General features: G+C 62.8%; 22 protein-coding genes, 1 tRNA gene and 1 pseudogene. 7 read left to right on the forward strand and 17 right to left on the reverse strand.

From position 1 onward, the window contains the following. Window positions 1-4 precede the first annotated feature (4 nt). Genes dmpG through AC07R0_RS23895 form a run of 8 tightly spaced genes read right to left on the reverse strand, consistent with a single transcriptional unit; the run spans window position 5 to window position 8,268 of the window. Window positions 5-1,021, reverse strand: coding sequence for a 4-hydroxy-2-oxovalerate aldolase (gene dmpG / locus AC07R0_RS23860; protein WP_495106749.1), 1,017 nt, complete (start codon window positions 1,019-1,021; stop codon window positions 5-7). After that, a complete protein-coding gene (locus AC07R0_RS23865; protein ID WP_495106750.1) occupies window positions 1,018-1,950 on the reverse strand; it encodes an acetaldehyde dehydrogenase (acetylating) in 933 nt (310 codons plus the stop codon). The genes dmpG and AC07R0_RS23865 overlap by 4 nt, the downstream gene beginning before the upstream one ends. Then, the gene (locus AC07R0_RS23870; protein WP_495106751.1) at window positions 1,947-2,738 is read right to left on the reverse strand and encodes a 2-keto-4-pentenoate hydratase; all 792 of its coding nucleotides are present in this window, start codon (window positions 2,736-2,738) and stop codon (window positions 1,947-1,949) included. Before AC07R0_RS23870 ends, AC07R0_RS23865 begins: the two co-directional genes overlap by 4 nt. Then, window positions 2,735-2,989 (reverse strand): hypothetical protein, encoded by a 255-nt coding sequence (locus tag AC07R0_RS23875; RefSeq protein WP_495106752.1) that lies wholly within the window; start codon window positions 2,987-2,989, stop codon window positions 2,735-2,737. Before AC07R0_RS23875 ends, AC07R0_RS23870 begins: the two co-directional genes overlap by 4 nt. Further along, on the reverse strand, window positions 2,986-4,710 hold the full coding sequence (gene mhpA, locus AC07R0_RS23880) for a bifunctional 3-(3-hydroxy-phenyl)propionate/3-hydroxycinnamic acid hydroxylase MhpA (protein ID WP_495106753.1): 1,725 nt from the start codon (window positions 4,708-4,710) through the stop codon (window positions 2,986-2,988). The genes AC07R0_RS23875 and mhpA overlap by 4 nt, the downstream gene beginning before the upstream one ends. Continuing rightward, the gene (locus AC07R0_RS23885) at window positions 4,707-5,696 is read right to left on the reverse strand and encodes a VOC family protein (RefSeq protein WP_495106754.1); all 990 of its coding nucleotides are present in this window, start codon (window positions 5,694-5,696) and stop codon (window positions 4,707-4,709) included. The genes mhpA and AC07R0_RS23885 overlap by 4 nt, the downstream gene beginning before the upstream one ends. Further along, a complete protein-coding gene (locus tag AC07R0_RS23890; protein ID WP_495106755.1) occupies window positions 5,693-7,399 on the reverse strand; it encodes an FAD-dependent monooxygenase in 1,707 nt (568 codons plus the stop codon). The genes AC07R0_RS23885 and AC07R0_RS23890 overlap by 4 nt, the downstream gene beginning before the upstream one ends. Beyond that, window positions 7,396-8,268: an alpha/beta fold hydrolase gene (locus tag AC07R0_RS23895; protein WP_495106756.1), complete on the reverse strand. Its 873-nt coding sequence runs from the start codon at window positions 8,266-8,268 to the stop codon at window positions 7,396-7,398. Before AC07R0_RS23895 ends, AC07R0_RS23890 begins: the two co-directional genes overlap by 4 nt. A 115-nt stretch (window positions 8,269-8,383) precedes the next feature. Between AC07R0_RS23895 and AC07R0_RS23900 the strand changes: the two genes are divergently transcribed. The 3 genes and pseudogenes from AC07R0_RS23900 to AC07R0_RS23910 form a co-directional block, all read left to right on the forward strand. Continuing rightward, window positions 8,384-9,079 (forward strand): TetR/AcrR family transcriptional regulator, encoded by a 696-nt coding sequence (locus AC07R0_RS23900; protein WP_495106757.1) that lies wholly within the window; start codon window positions 8,384-8,386, stop codon window positions 9,077-9,079. 14 nt (window positions 9,080-9,093) lie between these two features. After that, window positions 9,094-9,282 carry a hypothetical protein gene (locus AC07R0_RS23905; protein WP_495106758.1) on the forward strand — a complete coding sequence of 63 codons (189 nt, stop codon included), beginning with the start codon at window positions 9,094-9,096 and terminating at the stop codon, window positions 9,280-9,282. A gap of 274 nt (window positions 9,283-9,556) precedes the next feature. After that, window positions 9,557-9,739, forward strand: a pseudogene (locus AC07R0_RS23910) (NADPH-dependent FMN reductase); the annotation flags it as partial. Window positions 9,740-10,603: 864 nt separating this feature from the next. Here the strand turns inward: AC07R0_RS23910 and AC07R0_RS23915 are convergent. From AC07R0_RS23915 to AC07R0_RS23950, 8 genes are all read right to left on the reverse strand, one after another. Next, window positions 10,604-11,185 carry a PM0630 family protein gene (locus tag AC07R0_RS23915; protein WP_495106759.1) on the reverse strand — a complete coding sequence of 194 codons (582 nt, stop codon included), beginning with the start codon at window positions 11,183-11,185 and terminating at the stop codon, window positions 10,604-10,606. 210 nt (window positions 11,186-11,395) lie between these two features. Next, window positions 11,396-12,430 (reverse strand): SIS domain-containing protein, encoded by a 1,035-nt coding sequence (locus tag AC07R0_RS23920; RefSeq protein WP_495106760.1) that lies wholly within the window; start codon window positions 12,428-12,430, stop codon window positions 11,396-11,398. Window positions 12,431-12,438: 8 nt separating this feature from the next. Beyond that, on the reverse strand, window positions 12,439-13,503 hold the full coding sequence (locus tag AC07R0_RS23925) for a YdcF family protein (RefSeq protein ID WP_495106761.1): 1,065 nt from the start codon (window positions 13,501-13,503) through the stop codon (window positions 12,439-12,441). Window positions 13,504-13,538: 35 nt separating this feature from the next. Continuing rightward, the gene (locus tag AC07R0_RS23930) at window positions 13,539-14,441 is read right to left on the reverse strand and encodes a glucosamine kinase nucleotide-binding domain-containing protein (protein WP_495106762.1); all 903 of its coding nucleotides are present in this window, start codon (window positions 14,439-14,441) and stop codon (window positions 13,539-13,541) included. After that, on the reverse strand, window positions 14,438-15,577 hold the full coding sequence (locus AC07R0_RS23935; protein ID WP_495106763.1) for an ABC transporter ATP-binding protein: 1,140 nt from the start codon (window positions 15,575-15,577) through the stop codon (window positions 14,438-14,440). Before AC07R0_RS23935 ends, AC07R0_RS23930 begins: the two co-directional genes overlap by 4 nt. A gap of 15 nt (window positions 15,578-15,592) precedes the next feature. After that, window positions 15,593-16,423, reverse strand: coding sequence for a carbohydrate ABC transporter permease (locus AC07R0_RS23940; protein WP_495106764.1), 831 nt, complete (start codon window positions 16,421-16,423; stop codon window positions 15,593-15,595). A gap of 19 nt (window positions 16,424-16,442) precedes the next feature. After that, on the reverse strand, window positions 16,443-17,357 hold the full coding sequence (locus tag AC07R0_RS23945; protein WP_495096645.1) for a carbohydrate ABC transporter permease: 915 nt from the start codon (window positions 17,355-17,357) through the stop codon (window positions 16,443-16,445). Window positions 17,358-17,480: 123 nt separating this feature from the next. Next, on the reverse strand, window positions 17,481-18,728 hold the full coding sequence (locus AC07R0_RS23950) for an ABC transporter substrate-binding protein (RefSeq protein ID WP_495106765.1): 1,248 nt from the start codon (window positions 18,726-18,728) through the stop codon (window positions 17,481-17,483). Between the two features lie 272 nt (window positions 18,729-19,000). Here AC07R0_RS23950 and AC07R0_RS23955 point away from each other — a divergent pair, with 272 nt between their 5' ends. The 3 genes from AC07R0_RS23955 to AC07R0_RS23965 are packed head-to-tail and all read left to right on the forward strand — an operon-like array spanning window position 19,001 to window position 22,440. Continuing rightward, window positions 19,001-20,260, forward strand: a complete 1,260-nt coding sequence (locus tag AC07R0_RS23955; protein WP_495106766.1) for an ABC transporter substrate-binding protein — start codon at window positions 19,001-19,003, stop codon at window positions 20,258-20,260. 10 nt (window positions 20,261-20,270) lie between these two features. After that, on the forward strand, window positions 20,271-20,990 hold the full coding sequence (locus tag AC07R0_RS23960) for a response regulator (protein WP_490593221.1): 720 nt from the start codon (window positions 20,271-20,273) through the stop codon (window positions 20,988-20,990). Further along, window positions 20,983-22,440: an ATP-binding protein gene (locus tag AC07R0_RS23965; RefSeq protein WP_495106767.1), complete on the forward strand. Its 1,458-nt coding sequence runs from the start codon at window positions 20,983-20,985 to the stop codon at window positions 22,438-22,440. The genes AC07R0_RS23960 and AC07R0_RS23965 overlap by 8 nt, the downstream gene beginning before the upstream one ends. Window positions 22,441-22,526: 86 nt before the next feature. Here AC07R0_RS23965 and nagA read toward each other — a convergent pair whose 3' ends face one another. Next, window positions 22,527-23,648, reverse strand: coding sequence for an N-acetylglucosamine-6-phosphate deacetylase (gene nagA, locus AC07R0_RS23970; protein WP_495106768.1), 1,122 nt, complete (start codon window positions 23,646-23,648; stop codon window positions 22,527-22,529). A 67-nt stretch (window positions 23,649-23,715) separates the two neighbouring features. On the opposite strand from nagA, the gene AC07R0_RS23975 reads away from it, so the two are divergent. Further along, window positions 23,716-23,792 (forward strand) — tRNA-Arg (locus AC07R0_RS23975). Window positions 23,793-23,808 lie beyond the last annotated feature (16 nt).

Raw genomic sequence — 23,808 nt, forward strand, 5'->3', positions numbered from 1 at the left:
GCACTCAACGCGTATACGACTGCACTAGATCCAATGCCACGTCGACAATCATGTCTTCTTGCCCGCCGACCATGCGTCGGCGACCCAACTCAATGAGAATGTCCACCGTTTTCAATCCGTACTTTTCTGCCGCAGCCTCACTGTGGCGCAGGAAGCTGCTATATACGCCGGCATAACCCAGCGCCAGAGTCTCGCGATCGACACGCACCGGCCGGTCCTGCAATGGCCGCACGATGTCGTCAGCGGCGTCCATCAGTCGAGACAGGTCACAACCGTGGGTCCAACCCATTCGTTCGGCTGCAGCAATAAAAACCTCGAGTGGCGCATTGCCTGCGCCCGCCCCCATGCCGGCGAGGCTCGCGTCGACGCGATCACACCCCTCTTCAACGGCGGCGATGCTATTTGCTACACCGAGGCTCAAGTTGTGGTGCGCGTGCATTCCAGTCTCGGTTTGCGCTTTGAGCACATCCTTGAAGGCGCGAAATCGCTCTCTCACGTCGCCCATCGTCAGCGCGCCGCCGGAGTCAACAACGTAGCAGCAAGTTGCGCCGTAGCTTTCCATCAGCTTCGCCTGACGTGCAAGTTCCCTAGGCGTGGTCATGTGACTCATCATGAGAAAACCTACCGCTTCCATCCCAAGATGACGCGCGTACTCGATGTGCTGCCGCGAGATGTCCGCTTCTGTGCAGTGAGTGGCGACGCGCACGATGCGCACGCCTGCATCGTAGGCCGACTTCAGGTCATGAACCGTGCCGATGCCGGGCAACAGCAGCGTGGCGATCTTCGCGTGCTTAACAACGCTGGCCACTGCTTCGATCCATTCGATGTCGGTGTGCGCACCGAAGCCGTAATTGAAGCTGCCGCCCTGCAGGCCATCGCCATGAGCGACTTCGATCGAATCGACGCGAGCCTCGTCCAGCACCTTCGCGATGGTCATGACTTGATGAACCGTGTATTGATGGCGAATGGCATGGCTGCCATCACGCAGCGTGACGTCGGAGATGTAGAGTTTGCGGTTCATCGGGCTGCCATGTTCTCGGCCGTGCGCAGTGCTGCGCTGGTCATGATGTCGAGGTTGCCGGCGTAGGCCGGAAGATAATGCGCGGCGCCTTCGACCTCGAGGAAGATCGAAGTCTTCAAGCCCGTCATGCACACGCCAACGCCGGGGATGCGCAGCGGCTTGTCGGACGTGATGTGATCAAACTGCACGTGCTGCTTCAGGCGATAGCCGGGCACGTACTCCTGCACCGCGCTCGCCATGCGCTGGATCGACTCCTCGATGGCAGCTTCGTCGGCAGGATCGCTCAGCGTGTAGACTGTGTCGCGCATGATCAGCGGCGGCTCCGACGGATTGAGCACGATGATAGCCTTGCCCCTAGCCGCTCCGCCCACTTGCTCGACGGCCTTGGACGTGGTTTCCGTGAACTCGTCGATGTTGGCGCGGGTGCCCGGGCCGGCGCTCCTGCTCGCGATGCTGGCGACAATCTCCGCGTAGTGCACCCGGACCACGCGAGAGACCGCGGCTACCATCGGAATCGTCGCCTGTCCGCCGCAAGTGACCATGTTGACGTTGACCGCGTCCAGGTGGTCGCTGCCGTTAACCACCGGCACGCAGTACGGGCCGATGGCGGCGGGCGTCAAGTCGATCAGGCGAAGACCCGGCCGCAGCGAATGCAGGAATGTCGCGTTGCGCACGTGCGCGGCGGCCGAGGTGGCGTCAAAGACGAGGTCGAGATCGTCGAACACCGGCAGCTTCACAAGGCCCTCGACACCTTCGTGGGTGGTCGCGAAGCCGAGCCTGGCCGCGCGAGCCAATCCGTCGGACGTGGCGTCAATGCCCACCATCGCCACCATCTCGACATGGCGGCCGTGTCGCAGGATCTTGATCATCAGGTCCGTGCCGATGTTGCCGCTGCCGATGATTGCGGCCTTCAGTTTGGGCACTGTCATGCTCGCTCCATACGGCAGCCGACCGTACCCAACGCCGCAATCCGGGCTTGGATGACGTCGCCGGCCTTGACGGGAACCATGGGACCGAGCGCGCCGGAAAGAATGACCTCCCCGGCCTTGAGGCCCTGCCCGCGCAGTGCCATGGTTTGCGCCAGCCAATAAGCTGCCCGCAACGGATGCCCCAGGCAAGCTGATCCCGTGCCGACGGACACCGCCGCGCCGTCGCGCGTCATCGTCATGCCGAGTTCGGACAGCGACAGCGCACCGATCGCAACGGGCTGGTCTCCGAGCACGTACAGCGCGGAGGAAGCGTTGTCGGCCACAGTGTCAAACAGGCTGATTTTCCAGTCGGCAATCGCGCTATCGACGATCTCCAGCGCCGGCAAGGCATACGCGAGCGCGTTCAGAAACTCCCCGTAGGTCGGCGCCGACACCGACAGGTCCCGGCCGACGATGAATGCCACCTCGGCTTCGATCCTCGGCTGGATCAGTAGACCCGAGGGGATTGCCGAACCGTCTAGGAATTCCATGTCGTCGAACAGGACGCCGAAGTCCGGCTGGTCAACGCCCAACTGCTGCTGAACCACCTTCGAAGTCAAGCCGACCTTTTTGCCAACGATGCGCCGTCCTGATTGGAGCCGTGCGTATGTATTGAGCTCCGCGACCTGGTAGGCCGCTTCGAGCCCGGAGACCGGATGCGTACCCGAGACGGGCGCCACAGGAGTCCGATTGGCCCGGGCTTCACGCAGCGTCAGTGCTGCGCGTTCGATGTCTTCAGTCGCGTTCAAGCGGCCTCCTTGATATTGAGTTGTTTATGATTTACTGATTCCGTCTGCGACGAACGATGCTTTTGGGGGATCGAAAACTCGCGCCCCATCGCAACCCTCGCGTAGAAATATTGGATGCGCTGGCGTTCGCTCAGCGCATCCAGGTACACGTTGCCGGTGGCGTCGCAGGGAAAGGAATAGACGTCCTGCGCTCCGGCGAGCGGTTGGAAGCGCAGTTCGAATCTGTCGCCGTCGAATGAAGATGCGATCAAGCGTGTCCCCTCGGGTGCAGCAGCGGAGACGGGATTTCGTGGGCACCTCTTTCCCGCGCTTGTGCCGGGGCTGCGGTGGGCGCTCCGAGCTGGCTGCTCAGCTGGCTGATCAATTTCGACAGCTGCGCAGCCGGCACGGCGCCGAATACGAATCGGTCGGGCCGCAGTAGTACTACGCTGCCCACTCTCACGCCGCCTTGTCGCAACCAGTGAAACCACTCGCCAGAGATGTCTTCCAGCTCGACGAGGTCCTCGGGCCAGAGTCGTTCGACCTTGTCGCCATACGGGCGGCCACCCCAGGGATACATCGCCGCGTAACGCATGCCAGCCGCTTGGCACCATGACCGATCTTCCGTCTGCAGCGACGCTCGCGGATCGACGCCCACCCCCAGGAGCAAGAACCCGCCGCCGAGCGCATCGTCCAGCCGATGACGGCGCCCGTCCGAGGCGCGCACCATCGGTTGCGGCATGAGACGACCCTCGGGGCCCCCAAACCGGCGTCGAGCCAATCCGAAGTAGCAGCCCCTGTGATAGACCGGCTTCGGAATATGATCGCCCTTCCGGATGAACGGACCGATGGCAGGAAGGTGCAGCGCGGCACGGGCGATGCCGTTGCGCAGCGCCGCCATCCAGGGATGCGAGACGGAGACGAAGCTCTTCATACGCACGCCCTCGCGGATCATGGCCTCGGCGTGGGGCCGGCGCTCGGTTTCATAGGTGTCGAGCAGGCGCTCGGAGGCCAGCCCGTCGAGCACGGCGGACAGCTTCCAGCCGAGGTTGTAGGCATCCCGTACGCCGGCGTTCATGCCTTGGCCGATAAATTGCGGCGTCATGTGCGCGGCATCGCCGGCCAGCAGCACCCTTCCAACGCGCCAGCGGTCGGCAACCAGTGCGTTGAACGTGTAGACCAGTTTCCGCAGGATTTCGAAACAATCCACGTCAACATACCTGGAAAGGTAGCGGCGCACCGTCGCCGGATCTTCCATGTACTCCTTCGTCTGGCCCGGGGCGAGCATGAATTCGAAACGGTGGTGACCCTGCGGCTGCACGCAGTTGACCGTCGGACAGTCGGGATCGCAGACGAACGCAAAGTACGGAACGTGGCGCAGTCCGTCCCGCCCTTTCTTGGCCTTGATGTCCACCACCAGCCATGGGTTGGGGAAGGATTGCCCGATCATCTTGATGCCGAGTCGGGTGCGCACGATACTGCGCCCACCATCGGCGCCCACGAGATAGCGGGCGCGCACTGTTCGTACCGCTCCGGTATTCGACGAGACGACGTGAGAGACGTTCACGCCCTCATCGTCCTGCTCAAAACTCACAACCTCACGCCCGCGAAGAACGTGGACGTTGGGATACTTCGCCAATTCGTCGGCAAGCGCTGTCTCAAGGAAAGGCTGATAGAAGAACTGACTCACGGCCCATCCGTAAGGTCTGTCCCCATTCATCAGCGTGCCCAGGCATGTTCCGTCCGGTAGCATCAGCTGAACGGGGACGTCTTCGATCATGTCGCTCAGCAGCCGATCCGCCATGCCGATCGACTGGAAGATCCTCATGCACTCGCCGTCGGTATAGACCGCTCGCGCGTTGCCGTAGAACGCCGGCTCGCGTTCCAGCACCAGCACCGTCACGCCACGCATTCCGAGCGTGTGCGCCAGCACCAGCCCTGACGGCCCGAGGCCAACGATGACGACGTCGAATTCAATGCCTGCGTTCTTCATGGCACCGAACCCGCAGTGTATTCGCGACGCAGCAGAGACAGCAAGCCGCGCCCGATCCTTCGCGCATTCCCGCTGACGCTCAGGTTCTCCGGATAGTGGCCCCACAGACTGATACCACGGTAAGCTTGAGGCGTCCAGTGGCGCTCCGCCTTCTCGGTCACGACGATGGGGTTCCATCCCAGCTCCATTTCGAAGCCCGAAGGCGTCTGTACGTAAAACGACAGCTCCTTGTCATTCGGGTGCTGACCGATCGCGTTGGCGATCGGATAACCGAGTTCACGACAACGACGATAACCCTCCACCACGTCATCGAGACTCGCCACCTGTAGGTTCAAGTGGTGGATGCTCGTGCGCAGCGGGTTCATGCGCAGTCCGCGCGTGGACGCGATCGCGACCGAGTGATGCCGTTCGTTCAGGCGCAGGAACGTGAACTCGAGATCAATGCCGCTCATGCGGTCCTCGATGCAGTCGGACACCCGAGCATCGAACACCTTCTGCCAGAAGCGCTGCATCGCCTCCGGCTCGCGCGTGGTGATGGCGGTGTGGCCGAGTCCTGCACTCCCCGTCAAGAAACCGCTCGCCCTCATGCGCAGCGGCTCCTGTGTCATCAGCGGCTGAGTGAACAGCTCGATAGCGGTTCGCTTCGGTCCGACACAGGACCAGAATTCTTGCACCCCGCGCAGCGCCGCATCGGTACCCGGATGCCACTGCACGGTGGCGCCGTAGTCACGCAGACGGTCCAACGCGAGACCCAGTGCGTCTTCGCCATCGAGTTGCCAACCGAGGGCCACGACATCCTCTGCAGGGCCCGGCTGCACAATCAGACGCCGCGCGCAGCCATCGACGCGCAGGGCCAGTTCGCCAGCCGCATGGTCGTCGACATGCAGACCGATTCCGTCGGCCGCGAAACGCTTCCAGGCGGCGGCCCTGGCCGACTCGATAAGAACATAGCCAAGGTGGACTCGGCCGAACAAGCTATCGATCATGCGGTCCACCGAGCCGTGTCACATTGTCTTGCGGTTGCGCTGGTTGTCGGCTTTGCTCGCAGTAGATCGATCAGCGCTGCTGGATCGGCGGGTGCCCGGTCGCTGCGCCAGGCCACGTGCTGGTCCTCCCGCACGATGAGCAACGCATGGCGGAAGGCGAGGTCGCCGGGCCGCGCCGGCACGTCCAGCAATGTGATTGGCACGGCAGCCTCCGCCGCGGCACCGAGCAAGCTATCGACGGCAACCTTAGCGTCGAATCGGATCAGCGTGTAGACCGGCCCGAGCTTGTCATATACAGACACGTCGGACGCAATCCAGAAATGAGGCATGCGGCAACCAGGGACGGTCGATGGCGTGATCTGGCCCATACCATACTCTGGCGGCTGCTCGTCGTCATACGAGATGATGGGCGAGCGCTCGTAGTAGTAGCCGAAGTTCAGACCTTCTGGCGAAAATTGTGGAACGTTGAGCTTGTACAGCTTGGCGCCCATCAGCTTACGCATGGCAATGCCCGCGGGGTTAAAACGCGACGAAAGCGCCGCGGGCGCCGTGCCGCTGCCTAGCGTCTCCAACGTGTCAAGCATGCTCTGCATCGCGTGGCGCGACACCTGCTCGGTGATAGGCTGTCGTTCGGCCTCGTAGGCATCCAGCATCGCCGGATCGGCCCAGCCCTGCAGTACGTTAGCCAACAGCCACGCAATGCTCACGCCATCGGCGATACCGGCGTTCATACCATAGCCCGCGAACGGCACCCACAGATGGGCTGCGTCGCCGGCGAGGAAGACGCGGCCGTCGCGGAACTGGGTGGCCACCAGGCGACGTCCCACCCAATCCTCGTGGTGAAGCACGTTGTAAGCGAAGCTCTCATCGACGCCAAGCAGGTCACGGATGGAACCGTGCAGGTCCAGTGCCTCGAAATCACGCACGTCAGCCGGCAGTTGACGGTGCACTAGCCAGGTGTCGCATCCGTCGATCGCGACGACTACGCCCCGCACCCGGTGATTCACGATCCAGCTCATCCAGGCCGGCCGGCGCGATCCGAACAGGCGCCGCAAGCCAGGCGCATGGATCAAAGTCGAGCGCATGTGAGCGAGTTCAGCATCGCCCGCCAACCGTACGCCCATTGCCTGTCGGATCACGCTGCGTCCTCCGTCCGCTCCAATCAGGTATTGGCATGAAACGGTGGACTCCGAGCCAGTCTTGTCCCTGATCCGGACGGACAAGCCTTGCTCGGACTGGGAGTAGGAGAGCACCTCAGTTTCATAACGCGCGGTGATGCCAGGCGTGGCATGCATGCATCGGGCGATGATCGGATTGGAGTAAAGCTGGCTCACCCGAACGAAAGGTTCGGGCGTGCGCCAGTGGGCATCCGGAAAGTCTGCGCGAAGCGGCTCCAGGGCACGTTCATCGCGGGACGGAAGCTTGATGCGAGTGAGCTCCGGCCCCGCCAGGCTAGTGGCGTAGATGACGTCGGTGGTGTAGTCATCAGGTAGGCCGGCGGCCCGCACTTCATCCGCGATGCCGAAACGCCGCAAAGTCTCCAGCGTGCGGGATGCCACGGTGTTGCATTTGGCATCGGCAGGCGCATCGGCCGATCTCGCCTCAATGACCATGATGTCAATACCCCGTCGAGCCGCCTCGATGGCGGCACACATACCCACCGGCCCGCCGCCGGCAATGACGATGGATGCTCGCGAGTTCATTGCGCCTCCTCCTGCTTCCGCACAAACGCAATCACGGCAGCATTGAACTCCTCGGACCGCTCCCATTGCACCCAGTGCCCCGTGCGGCTGAAAAGGTAAGCGTCGCAGTTGGGCATGCGCCGTTGCAGCGAGTGCGCGCCGCTGGGGCGGTTGACGCGATCCTCGGTTCCCCAGAGCACAAGCGTGGTCGTCTGCAGCGTCTGCAGCCGGGGGTCGCGCGTGAAGTCCACCAGCGAGAACTTCGGCAGGCCCTTAGGCCTGACCAGCGGCGGCTGCGCGACAACCTCCGGATCCAGACTCGCCTGGTATCGCGCGTCGATCACCGAATCCGGAATCCGGCTGCCGTCGTATACCAGGTATTGCCTTATAAACGTGCGCAGCTTGTCCTTGGTCGGGCCTTCGCCGCTGTAGTAGTCCAGCAGTTGCTTGAGGCCCGCCGTCGGAAGACTGCGCGTAGTGTCGACGCCACCCGGCCCCATCAGCACGAGACCTGCGATGCGCTGCGGGTGATCCAGCGCCATGCGCAACGCGCAGGCTCCTCCAAGGGAATTGCCTACCGCGCAGGCACGAGAGATCTGGAGCTCGTCCAGCAGCGCCAGCATCGCGCGGGCGCAGTCACCGAATGGATCGATGCGGCTCAAGCCCTTGGTCGAGCTGCCGTAGCCTGGCATGTCCGGCACGATGACGCGGAACTGGCGCGCCAACTCCGCGATGTTGCGCTCGTAGTTGGGCACACCCGAAGCGCCCGGCCCGCCACCATGTAGAAGCAATAGCGGGTAGCCCGAACCCGCCTCGGAAAAGTGAATATCCCTGCCGTCGACGCGAACGGTCCTGGTGATTAAGGGAAGCTGCAGGTCAGCTAGGTTCATTGAAAAGACTCCAGTCATTTGCCATCATCATACTGAGGTATATGTCATTATGACAAGTCTCTCGTTTTCCCTTAGACTTCTAATATCCGTATCTTCTTCATTTCCTTCAGCATCGATGACCAACCAAAACAAGCCCGACCATCGCAGCAGAGTGGCGGCCGAACGGCGCGAGCGAATGCGCGCGCGGCTTGTCGAATGCGCGTTAGCGGTATTTGCCGATAAGGGAGTCGGAGCCAGCGCGATCCAGGAGGTGATCGCCGCCGCCGGCGTCTCGCAAGGCACCTTCTACAATTACTTCCGCACCAACGAAGAGTTGCTCCTTGCGGTGGCCGAAGAGCTGAGCAACGAACTGGTCAACGCGATCGAGAGCGAGGTCAACAAATACAAAGACCCCGCGGTTCGCATTGCCACCGGTGTGCGCCTGTACCTCTACAAGGCTCGGGCGTTCCCCCTTTTTGCGCGCTTCATCGTGAGTACCGGCCTTCACTTGGCCAGCCCAAACAACCTCATTTATGAGTACGTACCTCAACACCTCGAGGCTGGCTACGCGTCAGGGCGATTCCATCGCGTGTCAACGGAAGTGGTGCTTGACCTGATCGGTGGCCAGGCCCTAATGGCCATTGCCAGGTTAGTGACCGGAGAAGCAGCTCAGGACTATCCAGAACTGGTCGTCGCGATGCTGCTCAGAGCTCTCGGCATATCGCAGAAGGAGGCAGACAAGATCGCCTTCACTCCTCTTGCGCCGTTGGCCATCTCTCAAGACTCGCTGGTTGCCAGGGCCACCATGCGTGCCGTGACCATGGTGGACTAGCGTCAGCGGACCTGTTGGACGCCTTTGCAATTCGACTGACCGTCGCGTTGCAGTCGTCGGTGACGATCTACGGAAAAATGGACACCGGCCTGGACAACGTCAAGACGGGGGCGCGCTCGTCGACGCAGATGACCAGCAACGCCTCGCATTTTGAACTTCAAACCGCCGTATGTCCTGGTCAGTTATCTTTGCCGTTGTCCTAGATGCTGATGTGGCTCTTTCCGAATATTGAACCGACGCTGCATGCCTTGCCTCACCCGGGTAGAAATCCACAGCCCGTTCCGAAGACTCCTCCCAATGGGATAAACAGAAATGTGAACGGCGCTACCTTCCGTGCTGAAAACACGCTGACCAATGTGCAAAAAGTGCATCCACTGGGTAGCGGAACCCGGTAGCGTCGATCTATGGTGACCGAGGTTGTGTTGTTTTGTTGACTGTGACCTAACTGGGCTGCTTTACGTGGATCAAATGCGACATGCGAGGATATTGTGCGTATCGGTAGACGTAATCGGTACTGCGATGGCGCAACAGCATTTGCGCAACGTTCTCGCATACTTGGACGTTCCCGTCATGGGCCAACCTGAAGTCTTTCTCCATGGCAAAGAAGGCCTGTTTGACACCGACGGCAATATCGGCACGGAAAGCAAAGAATTCTTGTAAAGCTGGGTGGATCGCTTCGTAGCGTGGGTACAGAAACAGTCGCTTATTCCCGGAAAAACGGCGTCCAACTAGCGTAGGGCACCAAAACCGTTCATGCACAGACAACGCCTGGCCTATTGGATTGGCGGCTGCATCAAGTTGCTGGCTGCAGCCTGCTTAATGGCACCGAAGTCCCCATGACAACACCTCTGCTCTTTACTGTGACTCTTACCCTGGTGTAAGCCGAATCAGCCGCGCATTGCGATCTCTCCATCCGCAACTTTGTAACGCTTGCTACATGGCTTCGAAGGCAACGCTAGCTTACGGCTTTGAAACGACGGGCTCCATAAATTGGGTATAGAGGCATCCTCTTTCACTTTGTGGTCAACTGAAGTTTTCGCGATCTGTTCGTCGCTGGACGGCTAGATTCTTCCGCGCAAGCCAATGACTGGTTCTGGCCGATAGTACCTATTCGCCGAACACCTGCCAACGGCCGCAACCAGCCTGAAGCAATCCTTTGACGGTCATCAGTGAACGTCGGCTTCTAGTCGAGGCTGTGTGAAAACGCCAGACGTCCATGTTTTAGAGGGGCGTTGACCCCTTAACGAACCAGAGAAGACGCAACCAGCGTCGATCTGAGGGGGTGGTTTTCAGGAGTTATCGAGTAGCCAACATTTCCACGCAGCCTCGGCCTTATTCTGCCTTTGTCCAATGTGTCGCCACAATGCAACTGGCGCATTCGTAGTCACCGCTGGAGGACCACGTTCAACCTGCCCGAGCCATGCAGGCTCACGGTAGCGACGGCTTTTGCAGTCCGGTGCGCCGCAATTTGCTGTTGAGCGGGGGGATTTGCGGGGAGGACTTATATCGGTTTGGGGCGGTTGGTCATCGCGGATCAATGACATCGAACTCGAACTGCACCGGCGCGGAATTTTCGATGAACGCGCTGATCAGGTAGTGGCCGGGAGGATCGCCATTGGCCACGTCCCAAGACTTTGAGATGGTGCCGTTGTAAATAGTCAGGGTCACATCCAGCGAAATCGTCTTGCGATCCGCTGAGGTGCCGTAAGGCTGGCCGCCGGCGCCCCACGTCTTCGGGGCTTCGGGCAATGTCATGCGTTCGAGAACACGGACCTTGCCAGTCATCTGGTTGAGTTTCAAGATCCACCCGTAGCTTTGGTTGAGCACCCGAGGGACTGTGTCTGAAACCTTGAAGTCCAGCACGTCGTTGTTCGGGGCGAGTTTGAAGAGCCCGAAGACCGCATCAAGCGGACATGCTCCATTGGCTGTCGGAGCGGCCGCACAAGCTTTGAACACAGCCGCATTGGATGCCGAAATGGATGCATTTGATGCAGCGGGAATCGGGGAGTCGTTGAGCCTGCGCGGCAAAGCGCTCGCCGTCTGCGCGTCAACGAGGGGGCACGCAACAGCTGCGAAAAGAACAAGAAGCTGGCGAAGATATTTCATGATGTATGCGGCTCGGCAAGAGACTGCCAGCACCGTGCTGAACGCAACAAAGTCTATCCGTAGATCGACGACTCCCAGCAGCCCAAGCAACCGAGTCACTACAAAAAAGTGACTAATTTTTAGTAATGAAAATAGCCTCTAGCGCAAGTATTCTCTGCGGTAGCAGCTATCAATTTGATACTGATTTCTGAGAAACCCCCGGGCGCAAGCTCAGCGCGTGCTGGTCACCTTGGACAAATGCCGTGGCCGGTCCGGGTCCTGACCACGCGCGCGGGCTACGGCTTCGACCAGCAGGTAGAAGCTCTGGATGGCGGTGATCGGGTCCAGGTCTTCGTGCGGCGCGGTGGCCAGGGTCAGGTCGCGGCTGGTGACGTCGGCCGGTGCGGCCAGCAGCACGCGGGCGCCGCGCTCGCGCATCTCGGCGGCCAGCGCCACCAGGCTGGCCTGGGCCGGGCCGCGCGGGGCGAACACCAGCATGGGGTAGGCGTCGCTGACCAGGGCCATGGGGCCGTGTTTGACTTCGGCGGCGCTGAAGGCTTCGGCCTGGATGCCGCAGGTTTCCTTGAACTTCAGCGCGGCCTCATTGGCAATGGCCAGGCCAGGGCCGCGGCCTATGACCATCAGCCGCTCGGCGTTCAGCAGCGGGGCGATGGCGGCGGACCAGTCTTGCTGGCAGGCCTGGTGCAGCGCCTCGGGTAGGCCGGCCATGTGGGCGATGAAGTCGTTTTGCTCGCTCCAGCAGGCGGCCAGGCGGGCGCCGGCAACCAGGGCGCAGATGAAGCTCTTGGTGGCGGCCACGCTCAGCTCGGGGCCGGCGTGCAAGGGCATGGCCCAGTCCACGGCGGCGGCCAGCGGTGAGGCCACGTCGTTCACCAGGGCTACGGTGCTGGCACCCGCGCGTTGGAACAGCTGCATGGGCTCCACCAGGTCCGGGCTGCGGCCGGATTGCGAGATGGATATGGCCAGCATGTGTTCTATGGCCAGTGGTGCCTGGTACAGGGTCAGCAGCGACATGGGCAGGGAGGTAACCAACTGGCCGTTGCGCGCCATGATCAGGTAGGCCATGTAGGCGGCTGCATGGTCCGAGCTGCCGCGCGCAATGGTCACGGTGCCGTGGGGCGGGCGGGCGCGCAGGGCGGCGCCCAGGGCTGCATAGCGGTCGGCGTCGGCAGCCAGTTGTAGCTGGACTTGCTGGGCGGATGCGACCGCCTCGGCGTACATATGGGTAGGTGTGGAACTGTTCATAGTTGGGTTTACTGTTGTATGCCGGGGAAGGCCCAGATGCCGCTGGTGCGCATCAGGTCGCGGTAGATCACCACGCGCTCTTGTTCAGTGACCTTCTGGGCTTCTTCCACGCTGGGGTAGTCCAGCTCGACCAGGCTGTCCCATTGCAGGTCCAGCCCCTGGTTGCGACTGGCTTCGTCCAGCAGGGTCAGGCCGCGGCGGATGTGGCTGGCGCTGGACACCAGGGTGGCGTGGCTGACGCCCAGGTCTTTGAGGATGGCGGCGCAGTTGACGGCATTGCCTACCGTGTCCTTGGCCATGTCTTCCAGTACCAGGCGTGAACGGTCTATGCCCTTGGCGGCAAGCCATTCGGCCATGGCATAGGACTCGGTGATGCCGCCTTGCTGCACACCGCCAGACAGCACCAACGGCGCCTTGGGATACAGCAGGGTCAGCTCCAGGGCTTTGTCCAGGCGTTTGAGCAAGGTGGGCTGCATGACGCCGCCTTTGCCTAACGCATAGCCCAGTACCACGATGGCGTGTTTGTCCTGCGGCATGCCGGGGCTGGCCGTGGTGCGGATGGGCAGGGCCATCATGCGGGTGGCGCGGGCAAATTTGTCCTGGTAGGCGCGAGTACGCTCCGGCTGGGTTTGCGCCAGCGTGGCCAGAATGGCGTCGGATGCCTCGGTCTGGCCCAGGGCGCGCAGATAGGCGGCTTGCAGCATGGGGGCTTCAAAGCCCTGCTTGTCCTTGGCCCAGATGTCGGACCAGGTTTGCAGTGCACCCGCAGTATTCTTTTGCAGCACCTGGGCAGAGGCCACGCCGAACAGCAGGTCCAGCCGCTCGGGCTGCAACTTGGAGGCTTCGCGGAAGCTGTTTTCTACGATGTCGTACTTGCCTTTGAGGGTGATGCCCTTGAAGTAGTCCTTCTCGGCCTGTTTCAGGTCGCCACCGTTCCAGTAGTAGTAGATGCCAGTCTGGATGATCTTGGCGGCGCGCTCCTGGGCCGGCGCGTCTATGGGTTCGGCCCAGGCCGGTGTCCATAGAGCGGCCAGCAGGCCGATGCACAGGGTGGTATGTATGCGTGGTTTCATGGTGTGTTGCAAAAAGAGTGTCAAAGCTGGGCACTCTAGGCAAAGTGCATGACAAGTAGCTGCAGGGCACCTTGCAATGCATCGGCCTGGGGTTGTACCAGCCGTGCGTGCAGGTAGGCGGGCAGGCGCGGCGCCAAACGCTGGCCTATGCTGCCCCAGATGGCCAGGGGTAGCTGGCCCATCGGGTCTACCGACAGCGCCAGGCGCTCCAGCGTGTGGACGGCTTCGTCCAGCAATTGGGCGGCGAACGGATCTTGCGCTGCGCAGTCGAACACCAGCGGGGCGAGCGTGGCAAATTCGGCTTGGCCGGCGGCGCAGCACCAGGTCAGCAAGGCATCGGCAGACGGACCTGCGGCCTCCAGTACAGCGTGCGTCAGCGGGCTGGGCGGGCAGCGGCCGTCCAGCGCCTGCTGTGTCCGGTTGACAGCGCGCAGCCCCAGCACGGCGCCACCACCTTCATCACCCGACGGAAAGCCCCAGCCACCGGCGCCAGAGCGCCGGCCGTCCGTATGCTGGGCCTGGGCCACGGTGCCGGTGCCCGCGATGACCAAGGCACCAGGCCGGCCCTGGTACGCCCCCAGCAGAGCGGTAAATACATCGGAATCCGCGACCAGGTGGGTGTAGCCCGGGTTGGCCGCCAGAAAGGCAGAGCGCCAGCCGGTGTGGTTGTAGCCTGCAATGCCTATGCCCAGCGCGCAGTTGTGCAGGTCGGGCGCGGGTTGGTCGCCCAGCGTGCTGGCCTGCGTCGCACGTTCAATGGCCAGCGAGATGTTTTTCCAGGCCTGGGTAATGCCTTGCATCAGGCCGGATGCACCGGCCTTGCCTTCGCCCAGCAGCGTGCCGTCGCGCAGGGTCAGGCGGGCGCGGGTGCTGCTGCCGCCGCCATCCACCCCCACCAGGTAGTGGATGTGTGCGGGTAAGTTGGTTGGCTGCGTCATACCGTGTGGGCCGATCGCATATTGCCGGGGCGCAGGCGCGGGCAGGCGCTGCCATCGGCGCGGAACAGGTACATGGCTTCGGGCGCGGCACGCACGATGACCGAGTCGCCCAGGCGCACCAGGGCATTGCCATCGCCGCGCACCACCAGCTCCTGGCCGTCGTCGGTCTTCAGGTACAGCAGATTGGATTCACCCAGGTGTTCCACAAGGCTGATCTCTGCGTCCAGCGCGGCATCGTCCACACCCGGCGCACGGTCGCCGGAGAGGATTTCACAGTGTTCGGGCCGCATGCCAATCTCTACCGATTCGCCCACTTGCAGCCCGGTGTTGTCCACCGTGGCCAGGAATTTGCAGCCATTGCCCAGTTGCACGCGCACGCCGTTCTCCGCCAGCTCGATGACGCGCGCAGGCAGCAGGTTGATGGTGGGTGAGCCTATGAAGGTGGCCACAAAGCGGTTCGCGGGCTGCTGGTACAGCGACAGCGGCGTGCCGGCCTGCTGCACCCGGCCCTCGTGCAGCACCACGATCTTGTCACCCAAGGTCATGGCCTCGATTTGGTCGTGCGTTACGTAGACCATGGTGGCGGCCAGATCGCGGTGCAGGCGGGCCAGCTCGATGCGGGTCTTGGCGCGCAGCGCGGCGTCCAGGTTGGAGAGCGGTTCGTCGAATAGGAACAGACGCGGCTCGCGCACGATGGCGCGGCCAATCGCTACGCGCTGGCGCTGGCCGCCAGACAGTTCGCGCGGCAGGCGCTGCAGCAGGTGGTCTATGTGCAGCACCTTGGCGGCCTCCACCACCCGGCGTTCAATTTCGGCCTTGTCGGCGCCATGGATCTTCAGGCCGAAAGCCATATTGCGGTACACGGTCATGTGCGGGTACAGCGCATAGCTTTGGAACACCATGGCGATGCCACGCTCGGCCGGGGGCAGGTGGGTGACGTCGTCGTCGCCTATGCGCAGCGTGCCGCTGTCGATGGCTTCCAGGCCGCAGAGTACGCGCAGCAGGGTGGACTTGCCGCAGCCGCTGGGGCCGACCAGCACCACCAACTCGCCATGTTCTATGTCTAGGCTGATGTCTTGTAAAACGGGCGTGCTGCCAAAGGACTTGGAGACGTTTTGGATGGAAACTTTTGCCATGGTTTTTTTAACGGGTTACTTGACTGCGCCGGCGGTGATGCCGCGTATCAGTTGACGGGAAAACAGGGCGTAGAGCACGACTACCGGCACGATGGCCAGGGCCAGCGCGGCCAGCACGGCATTCCAGTCGGTGGCGTATTGGCCCACGAACTGCTGGATGCCGAGGGTGATGGTCTGGGTCTTCTCCGAGGGCGCTAGGATCAGCGGGAACCACAGGTCGTTCCAGATCGGCACCATGGTGAACACTGCTACCGTGGCAATGGCGGGGCGTATCAGCGGAACCACCACCTGGAAGAAGATGCGGAATTCATCTATGCCGTCGCAGCGCGCTGCGTCCTTCAGCTCGCCCGGCACCTGGCCCATGAATTCCGACAGGATCATGATGGCCAGCGGCAGGCCTTGGGCGATGTACACCAGCACCAGGGCGGTGAGGGTGTTCACCAGGCCCAGGCTGACCATGGTTTGCAAGATGGACACCGTGCCCAGGCGTATCGGCACCATGATGCCGAAGGCAAAGAACAGGCGCAGCCAGCGGCTGCCTTTGAAGCGGTATTCGGTCAGGCCCCAGGCCGCCATGGAGCCCAGCAGCAGGATGAAAAACAGCGAGGCCACGGTGACGATGAAGCTGTTGCCAAAGTAGAGCCACACGTCCGAGCGGGCCAGTACCTTGTGGTAGCCGATCAGTGAAAAGGTCTCGGGCGTGGGCCAGGCCAGCGGGTCGTCAAATATCGCACCGCGCTCCTTGAAGGAGTTCATGAACACCAGCAGGATGGGCGCCAAGGCCAATGCCAGGTAGCCCAGCAGGGCGGCGTGCACGAACACCCGGCTGGGGGCAACTTTCATCATAGGTTTAGCCATCATGTCCTCACAGGGCGAAGCGCTGCAGGCGGCGCTGCACCAGCAGAAAGTAAGCCGCCACGCCCAGCAGAATCACCAGGAACATCAGCGTGGCCACGGCCGCGCCCATGGTGGCGCTGGCCACCTGCGACTGGTAGCCAAAAAAGGTGCGGTAGAACAGCGTGCCCAGAATGTCGCTGCTGTAGTTGGGCCCGGCCAGCCCGCCTTTGACGGTGTAGATCAGGTCAAACGCATTGAAGTTGGCCACGAAGGTCAGGATGGTCACCAGGCCCAGCGTCGGCAAAATCAGCGGCAGACGAATCTGCCAGAAGATGCGCCAGGGCGAGGCACCTTCCACCACGGCGGCTTCGATCACGTCCTCGGGGATGGCGATCATCGCGGCGTAGATCAGCATCATGGGAATGCCCACGTACTGCCACACCGACATCAGCGACAGCGTGACCAGGGCAGACGATTCCAGCCCCAGCCAGGGCGCGAACCAGTCCTGCAGCCCGACCAGCGACAGCAGGTGCTCGGATACGCCCCACAGCGGCGACAAAATCAGCTGCCAGACAAAGCCCACGATCACCACCGACAACAGCGTCGGCAGAAAGAACACCGTGCGGTAGAAGGCCGCAAAGCGCACATTGCGCAGCGACAGCAGGGCCGCCAGCAGCAGGCCGATCGGGTTCTGCAGCAGCATGTGGATGCCGAAGAACTTCAGGTTGTTGCGCATGGCGTTCCAGAAGCTGGCCGACCACTGCGGGTCTTGCAAGATGGTGCTGTAGTTGGCCAGGCCGGAGAAGCTGCGCACACCGGTGTCATTGGTGCTGTACAGGCCCAGCCGCAGCGTGTCCAGCAGCGGCCAGGCGCTGAACACGGCGTAGATCAGCAGGGCGGGTGCGATGAACACCAGCACTCGCCAGGAGAATCCTTGTTTCATGGGAGACCTTGTTGGTCGGAGAAAGAAGCGGAAGGGTCATAAAGTCCCGTTCGGGCTGAGCTTGTCGAAGCCCTCTCGGAGGGGCGTTTCGACAGGCTCAACGCGAACGGGGGATTGGGCGCTTTACTTGCTAGGCGTGTACCACTTGGCAAACCCGGCTTGGATCTGCTGGGCCGCATCCTTGGGTGCCATCTTCAGGTTCATGACCTGCGAGCTCACGTTCCACAGCTCGTTTTCCATGCTCGGCGTGCCGCGGTTCATGATTTGTGCGTTCAGGCGGATGGTGCTTTTGCACTGGTTGCGCCAGCCGATCATTTCCTTGGCGACCGGGTTCTTCACCTCGATGGCATGGCTGGACAGCGAGAAGAAGCCGGTGGCCTTGTTGGTGTACAGGTCGGCAAACTCCTTGCTCGCCAGCCAGTTCAGGAATACCTGGGCGTCGGCCTTGTTCTTGCTCTTGCTATTGATGCCCATGCCGATGTCGGTGTGGTCCGAGATGTAGCAAGGGTCACCGGCCTTTTGCACCGGTGGTTTGAAGGCGCCAAAATCAACCTTGCTGTTTTGCTCAAAGTACGAGATGTCCCACGAGCCGGTGGGGTAGATGGCGGCGCGGCCGGAGCCGAACAGGTTTTGCGAATCGCCATAGGTCTGCGCCTGGTAGCCCTTGGACATATAGGGTGCCCACTTAGCCATGGTTTCCCAGGTGCTGACGAACTCGGGGTCGGTGAACTTCTTCTTGCCGCTGATGATGCCCTTGCGGCCTTCTTCACCCTTCCAATGGTTCGGGCCAATGCCGGTGAAGACGATCTGGTTGGTTTCCCACTGGTCGGCGGTGCCCAGGGCCAGCGGTGTGACCTTGCCGGCAGCCTTGATCTTGTCCAGCGCGGCGAAGAAGTCGGCTTCGGTCACTGGCACGCTCAGGCCCAGGTCGGCAAACACCTTTTTGTTGTAGAAAAAGCCGTGGATCACCGACGCCATAGGCATGCAGTGGGTGCTCTTGCCATCGTCCGACTGCCAGGCCACCTGGGCGGATTCGGGGAAGTTCTTCAGGCCCGGGATGCCGTTGAGCTTTTCCAGAAAGCCTTTCTTGGCCAGGTCCAGCGATACGTCAAATGGGCGGCAGGTGATCAGGTCGCCGGCGGTGCCTGCGGTCAGGCGGGTGTTCAGCGCCGAGTCGTATTCGGGTGGCGAAGTGGGCGAGAACTTGATGGTGATGTTGGGGTTTGTCTTGTTGAAGGCGGGCAACAAAACTTCTTCCCACAGGGCTTTGTCGTCGACACGCCAGCTCTCGATGGTGAGGCTGCCGGCACTGGCAAGGCCGCTGCAAACAAGAGCCACGGCGGTGGCGGCAAGGCGGAGTTGGTAGCGCATGGGGTGTGTTCTCCTGGTCGTTGGTTGAACCTGACTGCCACTACGGACGGGATGTCTGGGTGCACAGTGGCCCGGAGGTTATGCTGTGATGTGCGTAACATCAAACCACCAGCCTGCGCGTAACTTACTGTTTAAGTTGTTGATTTTGTTTATGTTTATTTCGCCTCCTGCTTTGCAGCATTACGCTTTATTACGTTGCGGTACGCCGTGCCTGGGCGGCTGGGGCGGCCTGCCGGGCGCCGGGCTCACATAACATTACATTTCGACAGGAAATGAAAGTATTCGCCTTGTTCGTCTTGGGTCTGGCCGGTTGGCTGGGCATGCTGCCGGCAGTACAGGCGCAGGCCCAGCCGGTGGACGTGCTGCACTGGTGGACATCGACCAGCGAGCGCCGGGCTGCCAATCAGCTCAGCCAGTACCTGGCGGCCAACGGCGTGCAGTGGCGCGATGCAGCCATTCCCGGTGGTGGCGGCATGGCGGCGGTCAAGGTGTTGAAGAGCCGGGTGCTGCTGGGTGACCCGCCGGACGTGGCACAACTGATAGGCACTACACTGACCGATTGGGCCGACGTGGGTCTGGTGTTGCCGCTGAACAGCGTGGCTGCGCGCCAGCGCTGGGCGCAAAGCCTGTTTCCCACGGTGATGGAACTGGTGAGCTACCAGGGCGATGTGATCGCCGCGCCGCTGGGCATACACCGCATCAACACCCTGCTGTACAACCGCCGCATCTTCACCCGCCTGGGCTTGACGCCGCCGCGCAGTTGGGCCGAGTTTGAACTGCTGTCGCGCAAGCTGCTGGCCGCCGGCACCAAGCCGCTGGCCTGGAGCGACGAGCCCTGGCAGATCGCCACCGTGTTCGAGTCCGTGCTGTTGGGTGAGGTCGGCCCGGCCCTGTACCGCGACCTGATCGTGCAACGCAAAAGCAGTGCCTGGCTGGACCCGCGCGTGGAGCGTGCGCTGAACCGCCTGCGCTGGCTGCGCACTGTGAATGGCGACACCCCGCGTGAACAAACCTGGACCGACGCCGCCCGTGAGTTGCTTCTGGGTAATGTGGGCATGATGATCATGGGCGACTGGGCCAAGGGTGAGCTGATGGCCTGGGGCGCCAGCCCGAGCAAAGACTTTGGCTGCGTGGTCGTGCCCGGCACCGAGAACATGCACCTCTACAGTATCGACACCCTGGCCATGCTGGTGAACGCGCGGCACCGCGAGGCTACGCAGGAGAGGGTGGCCGAGCTGGTCTCCAGCGTGCCGGCGCAATTGGCCTACAACCGCATCAAGGGCTCGGTGCCCACGCACCGCGACATTGACATCAGCAGCCTGGACAGCTGTGCGCGCGACTCTTGGGACACTTTTGCCGACCCGCGCAGTGCGCGCGTGCCCAGCCTGGCGCACCGCATGGCGGCCGACGAATCCATCAAGGACGCGGTCGCCCAAACCCTGTGGCGTTTCCTGGCCGACCCGCGCATGGAGTCCGCCGAGGCCCAGCGCCGGCTGGCCGCCGTGATCCGCGCCCCTACCGCAGAACGTTAAAACCTAGCGTATGAACAGAACCATCCTGGTCGTGGACGACGACCAAAAAACCCGCAACCTGCTCAAGACCTACCTGGAGAAACACCAGTACGAGGTACGCGTGGCGCACGACGGCGCCAGCTTTCTGGCCGAGTTCGAACGCTTCAAGGACGAGCTGAGTCTGGTGATACTGGACGTGATGCTGCCCGATACCGACGGCTTCACCCTGTGCCAGACGGTGCGCAAGCAGTCGCCCGTGCCCATCATCATGCTGACCGCCAGTGCCGACGACACCGACCGCATCGTCGGCCTAGAGCTGGGCGCCGACGACTACATCGCCAAGCCCTACAACCCGCGCGAATTGCTGGCCCGCATCAAGGCCATCCACCGGCGTATGCAGCTGGGCGGGGGCGGGGCGGCACTGCGCTATTTGCGTTTTGCCGGCTTCACCATGGACCTGCTGGAGCGCCAGCTGACCGACCCGGCGGGCGCCCTGGTGGTGCTGACCAGCATGGACTTCAACCTGCTGCGCTTTTTTGCCGAGCATGCGGGCGAAACCCTGGACCGTGGCCGGCTGATGGAGCAAACCCGGGGCCGCGACCTGGGCCCGCTGGACCGATCACTGGACGTGCAGATCAGCCGCCTGCGCCAGCGCCTGCACGACGATGGCAAGCAGCCGCTGCTGATCAAGACGGTGCGCGGCAGCGGCTATGTGTTCTCTGCCGACGTGGTACCGGCCAGCGATGGCTAAACGCCTGCACTGGTGGCTGCCCGACAGCCTGCTGGGCCGCATCGTGCTGGTGCTGGCCCTGGGTGTGGGCAGCGCGCAGCTAGTGGGCACGCTGCTGTGGGCGCGCCAGCTGCGCGAAAGTGCGCGCTCCGAGGCGCTGGTGGCGGGCCGGCACCTGGCGCTGAATGCGGCCGGCGCGCTGCGCTTCTTCCGCGACCTGCCGCCGAAGTACCGGCCCATCCTGATCGAGCAGCTGCGCACCATGGGCGGCACACGCTTCTTCGTCAATGTGAACCGGGCCCGCGTGCCCTTGACGCCGATTAGCGGCAACACCCTGGTGGACGCGGTGGTGGACGTGGTGCGCGACGACCTGGTGCGCAACCTGCACACCGCCCAGGCGCCTGATGTGGCCTTCGCCTGGCCGGATGGCCTGCAGGTGTCTGACGACGGCCGCATGGTGCGCGACCTGCCCGAGTCCTGGGTCGAAGCCACCTTGCTCATACGCCCGCGCCCGGCGCCGGTGCTGGTGATACAGGCCGAGTTCGAGCCGGGGCGCTGGCTGTACCTGGCGGCGCCCATGCCCGACCCGTACTTTCTCGACAACGCCAATCCGCTCACCGCCGACCGAGTGGCGCTGCAGCTGGTGACCCTGCTGACGGTGCTGCTTCTGGCCGTTTTGCTGGTGCGCGGCCTGATCCGCCCTTTGAACCGCATCGCCTCCGCCGCCAATGCCTTTGGCAGCGACAGCGTGCCCGAGCCCGTGCCCGAAACCGGCACCGCCGAGTTGCGCCGCACCGCCCGCGCCTTCAACGAAATGCAGGCCCGCATCCAGCGCTACCTGGTGGACCGCGAGCGGCTGTTCCTGGGCATTTCCCATGGCCTGAAAACCCCCATCATGCGGCTCAAGCTGCGTACCGAGCTACTGGACGACGAGGCCCTGCAGGCCGACTTCCATGAAGACCTTGACGACCTGGACGTGATGGTCAAGGCCGCCCTGCAAAGCGTGAAAGACACCGACATCCATGAAAACCTGACCCCGGTGCGGCTGGACACCTTGCTGGCGCGCCTGGCCAAGCGGCCCATCCACCCCAACGCCAGTATCGAGTTCGCGGCCGACGCCGTCAGCGTGCAAGGCAAACCATTGGCGCTGGAGCGCGCTTTCAGCAACCTGCTGGACAACGCCGTGCTGTATGGTGAACGGGTGCAGCTGCGGCTGAGCGACCGGGGCGCGTTGGCGGTGGTGGAGGTGCGTGACTTTGGCCCGGGCATTGCGCAGGCTTCTATGTCCGCAGCCTTCGAGCCGCATGTGCGCCTGGGCCATGGTCAGCAGAACAACCGCACTGGCACCGGCCTGGGTCTGGGCATTGCCCGCAACATCATCCAGGCGCATGGCGGCGAAATCCGCCTGCACAACCACGCGGAGTGCGGCTTGGTGGTAACCGTGCTGCTGCCCGCCGTGCAGACGGAGTAGCGGAACGACCGTAGCGTGGATTTCTAGGAAATTGGGCTCTAGCGCAGATAGCGCCTGCGCAAGTAGCTATAAAAACAGTAGCGATGTCAGCCCGGGCTGATCAACCCACCTTCGACGTACACCGCCTGCAGCGCCAAGTCCTGGTCCAGCACCACCACGTCGGCCCAGGCGCCAGGCTGCAAGCGGCCCCGGTCGGTCCAGCCCATGTGGTCGGCTGCATAGGTGGAGACGCGGTGCGAGGCATCCGCCAGGCCCAGCCCCAGCTTGTCCACCAGGTTGCGCAGGGCCTGATCCATGCTGAGTACAGAGCCGGCCAGCGTGCCGTCGGGCAGGCGCACACCGCCCATGCATTTGGTCACCGTGTGGCGGCCCAGCTTGTAGTCGCCGTCGGGCATGCCGGCGGCCGACGTGGAGTCGGTCACACAGTAGAGCTTGGGAATGGCGCGCAGCGCGGTGTGGATGGCGCCAGGGTGTACGTGCAGCAGGTCGGGAATTACCTCGGCAAACTCGGCATGGGCCAGCGCTGCGCCCACCATGCCGGGCTCGCGGTGGTGCAGGGCCGACATGGCGTTGAACAAGTGTGTGAAGCCCGTGGCGCCACAGCGTAGCGCAGCCACGCCTTGCTCGTAGCTGCCCGTGGTGTGGCCCAGCTGCACCTTGAAGCCTTCGGCCACCAGCTGCTCGATGAGTGCGGCGTTGCCGCCCACCTCGGGCGCTAGCGTGATGAGGCGGATGGGCGCCAACGCGTGCAGGCGGTGTATTTCTTCAAAGCTGGCGGGGCGGGCAAACGGGGGCTGTGCGCCCAGGCGCGCCTCGCTGATGTACGGGCCTTCCAGGTGCACGCCCAGCACCCGCGCGGCGTTGGGTGCGCGCTGGGCGCACAGCGGGCCCATGGCGGCAAACGCCATGTCCAGATCGCTCTGCGGTGCGGTCATGGTGGTGGCCAGCAGGCTGGTGGTGCCGTGGCGCGCATGCAGCGTGGCCACGTGCAGCGCCGCGTCGCCGCCTTCCATGATGTCGTGGCCCGCGCCGCCGTGCACATGCAGGTCGATGAAGCCGGGTAGCACCAGCGGCAGGCTGGCATCGCGTACCTGTGCCGCGTCCACCGGCGTACCTGTCAGCTGGGCAATGCGGCCGTCTGCGCCGAAGTGGATGTGGCCGCTGACGAAACCTTCAGGGGTCAGGATATGTCCGTGGATGGATTGCATAGAAGTCTTTTCAAACGGGGCTGGCCGGTGGAGTGTCGCAAAGGCGTAAGGTTAGAATCTTAAGCTCCTACCCGTAGCTCAGTTGGATAGAGCATCAGCCTTCTAAGCTGAGGGTCACAGGTTCGATCCCTGTCGGGTAGACCACTACGCACCGCATCCC

Source organism: Rhodoferax sp. GW821-FHT07F03, from assembly GCF_059418745.1.

Bases quoted from the DNA above. Each gene is read 5' to 3' on its own strand.
- AC07R0_RS23965 (WP_495106767.1), top strand. From the start codon at position 20,983: ATGGCTAAACGCCTGCACTGGTGGCTGCCCGACAGCCTGCTGGGCCGC.
- dmpG (WP_495106749.1), bottom strand. From the start codon at position 1,021: ATGAACCGCAAACTCTACATCTCCGACGTCACGCTGCGTGATGGCAGC.
- AC07R0_RS23960 (WP_490593221.1), top strand. From the start codon at position 20,271: ATGAACAGAACCATCCTGGTCGTGGACGACGACCAAAAAACCCGCAAC.
- AC07R0_RS23950 (WP_495106765.1), bottom strand. From the start codon at position 18,728: ATGCGCTACCAACTCCGCCTTGCCGCCACCGCCGTGGCTCTTGTTTGC.
- AC07R0_RS23945 (WP_495096645.1), bottom strand. From the start codon at position 17,357: ATGAAACAAGGATTCTCCTGGCGAGTGCTGGTGTTCATCGCACCCGCC.
- AC07R0_RS23900 (WP_495106757.1), top strand. From the start codon at position 8,384: ATGACCAACCAAAACAAGCCCGACCATCGCAGCAGAGTGGCGGCCGAA.
- AC07R0_RS23940 (WP_495106764.1), bottom strand. From the start codon at position 16,423: ATGATGAAAGTTGCCCCCAGCCGGGTGTTCGTGCACGCCGCCCTGCTG.
- AC07R0_RS23895 (WP_495106756.1), bottom strand. From the start codon at position 8,268: ATGAACCTAGCTGACCTGCAGCTTCCCTTAATCACCAGGACCGTTCGC.
- AC07R0_RS23920 (WP_495106760.1), bottom strand. From the start codon at position 12,430: ATGAACAGTTCCACACCTACCCATATGTACGCCGAGGCGGTCGCATCC.
- mhpA (WP_495106753.1), bottom strand. From the start codon at position 4,710: ATGAAGAACGCAGGCATTGAATTCGACGTCGTCATCGTTGGCCTCGGG.
- nagA (WP_495106768.1), bottom strand. From the start codon at position 23,648: ATGCAATCCATCCACGGACATATCCTGACCCCTGAAGGTTTCGTCAGC.
- AC07R0_RS23925 (WP_495106761.1), bottom strand. From the start codon at position 13,503: ATGAAACCACGCATACATACCACCCTGTGCATCGGCCTGCTGGCCGCT.
- AC07R0_RS23955 (WP_495106766.1), top strand. From the start codon at position 19,001: ATGAAAGTATTCGCCTTGTTCGTCTTGGGTCTGGCCGGTTGGCTGGGC.
- AC07R0_RS23885 (WP_495106754.1), bottom strand. From the start codon at position 5,696: ATGATCGATAGCTTGTTCGGCCGAGTCCACCTTGGCTATGTTCTTATC.
- AC07R0_RS23865 (WP_495106750.1), bottom strand. From the start codon at position 1,950: ATGACAGTGCCCAAACTGAAGGCCGCAATCATCGGCAGCGGCAACATC.
- AC07R0_RS23935 (WP_495106763.1), bottom strand. From the start codon at position 15,577: ATGGCAAAAGTTTCCATCCAAAACGTCTCCAAGTCCTTTGGCAGCACG.
- AC07R0_RS23930 (WP_495106762.1), bottom strand. From the start codon at position 14,441: ATGACGCAGCCAACCAACTTACCCGCACACATCCACTACCTGGTGGGG.
- AC07R0_RS23890 (WP_495106755.1), bottom strand. From the start codon at position 7,399: ATGAACTCGCGAGCATCCATCGTCATTGCCGGCGGCGGGCCGGTGGGT.
- AC07R0_RS23915 (WP_495106759.1), bottom strand. From the start codon at position 11,185: ATGAAATATCTTCGCCAGCTTCTTGTTCTTTTCGCAGCTGTTGCGTGC.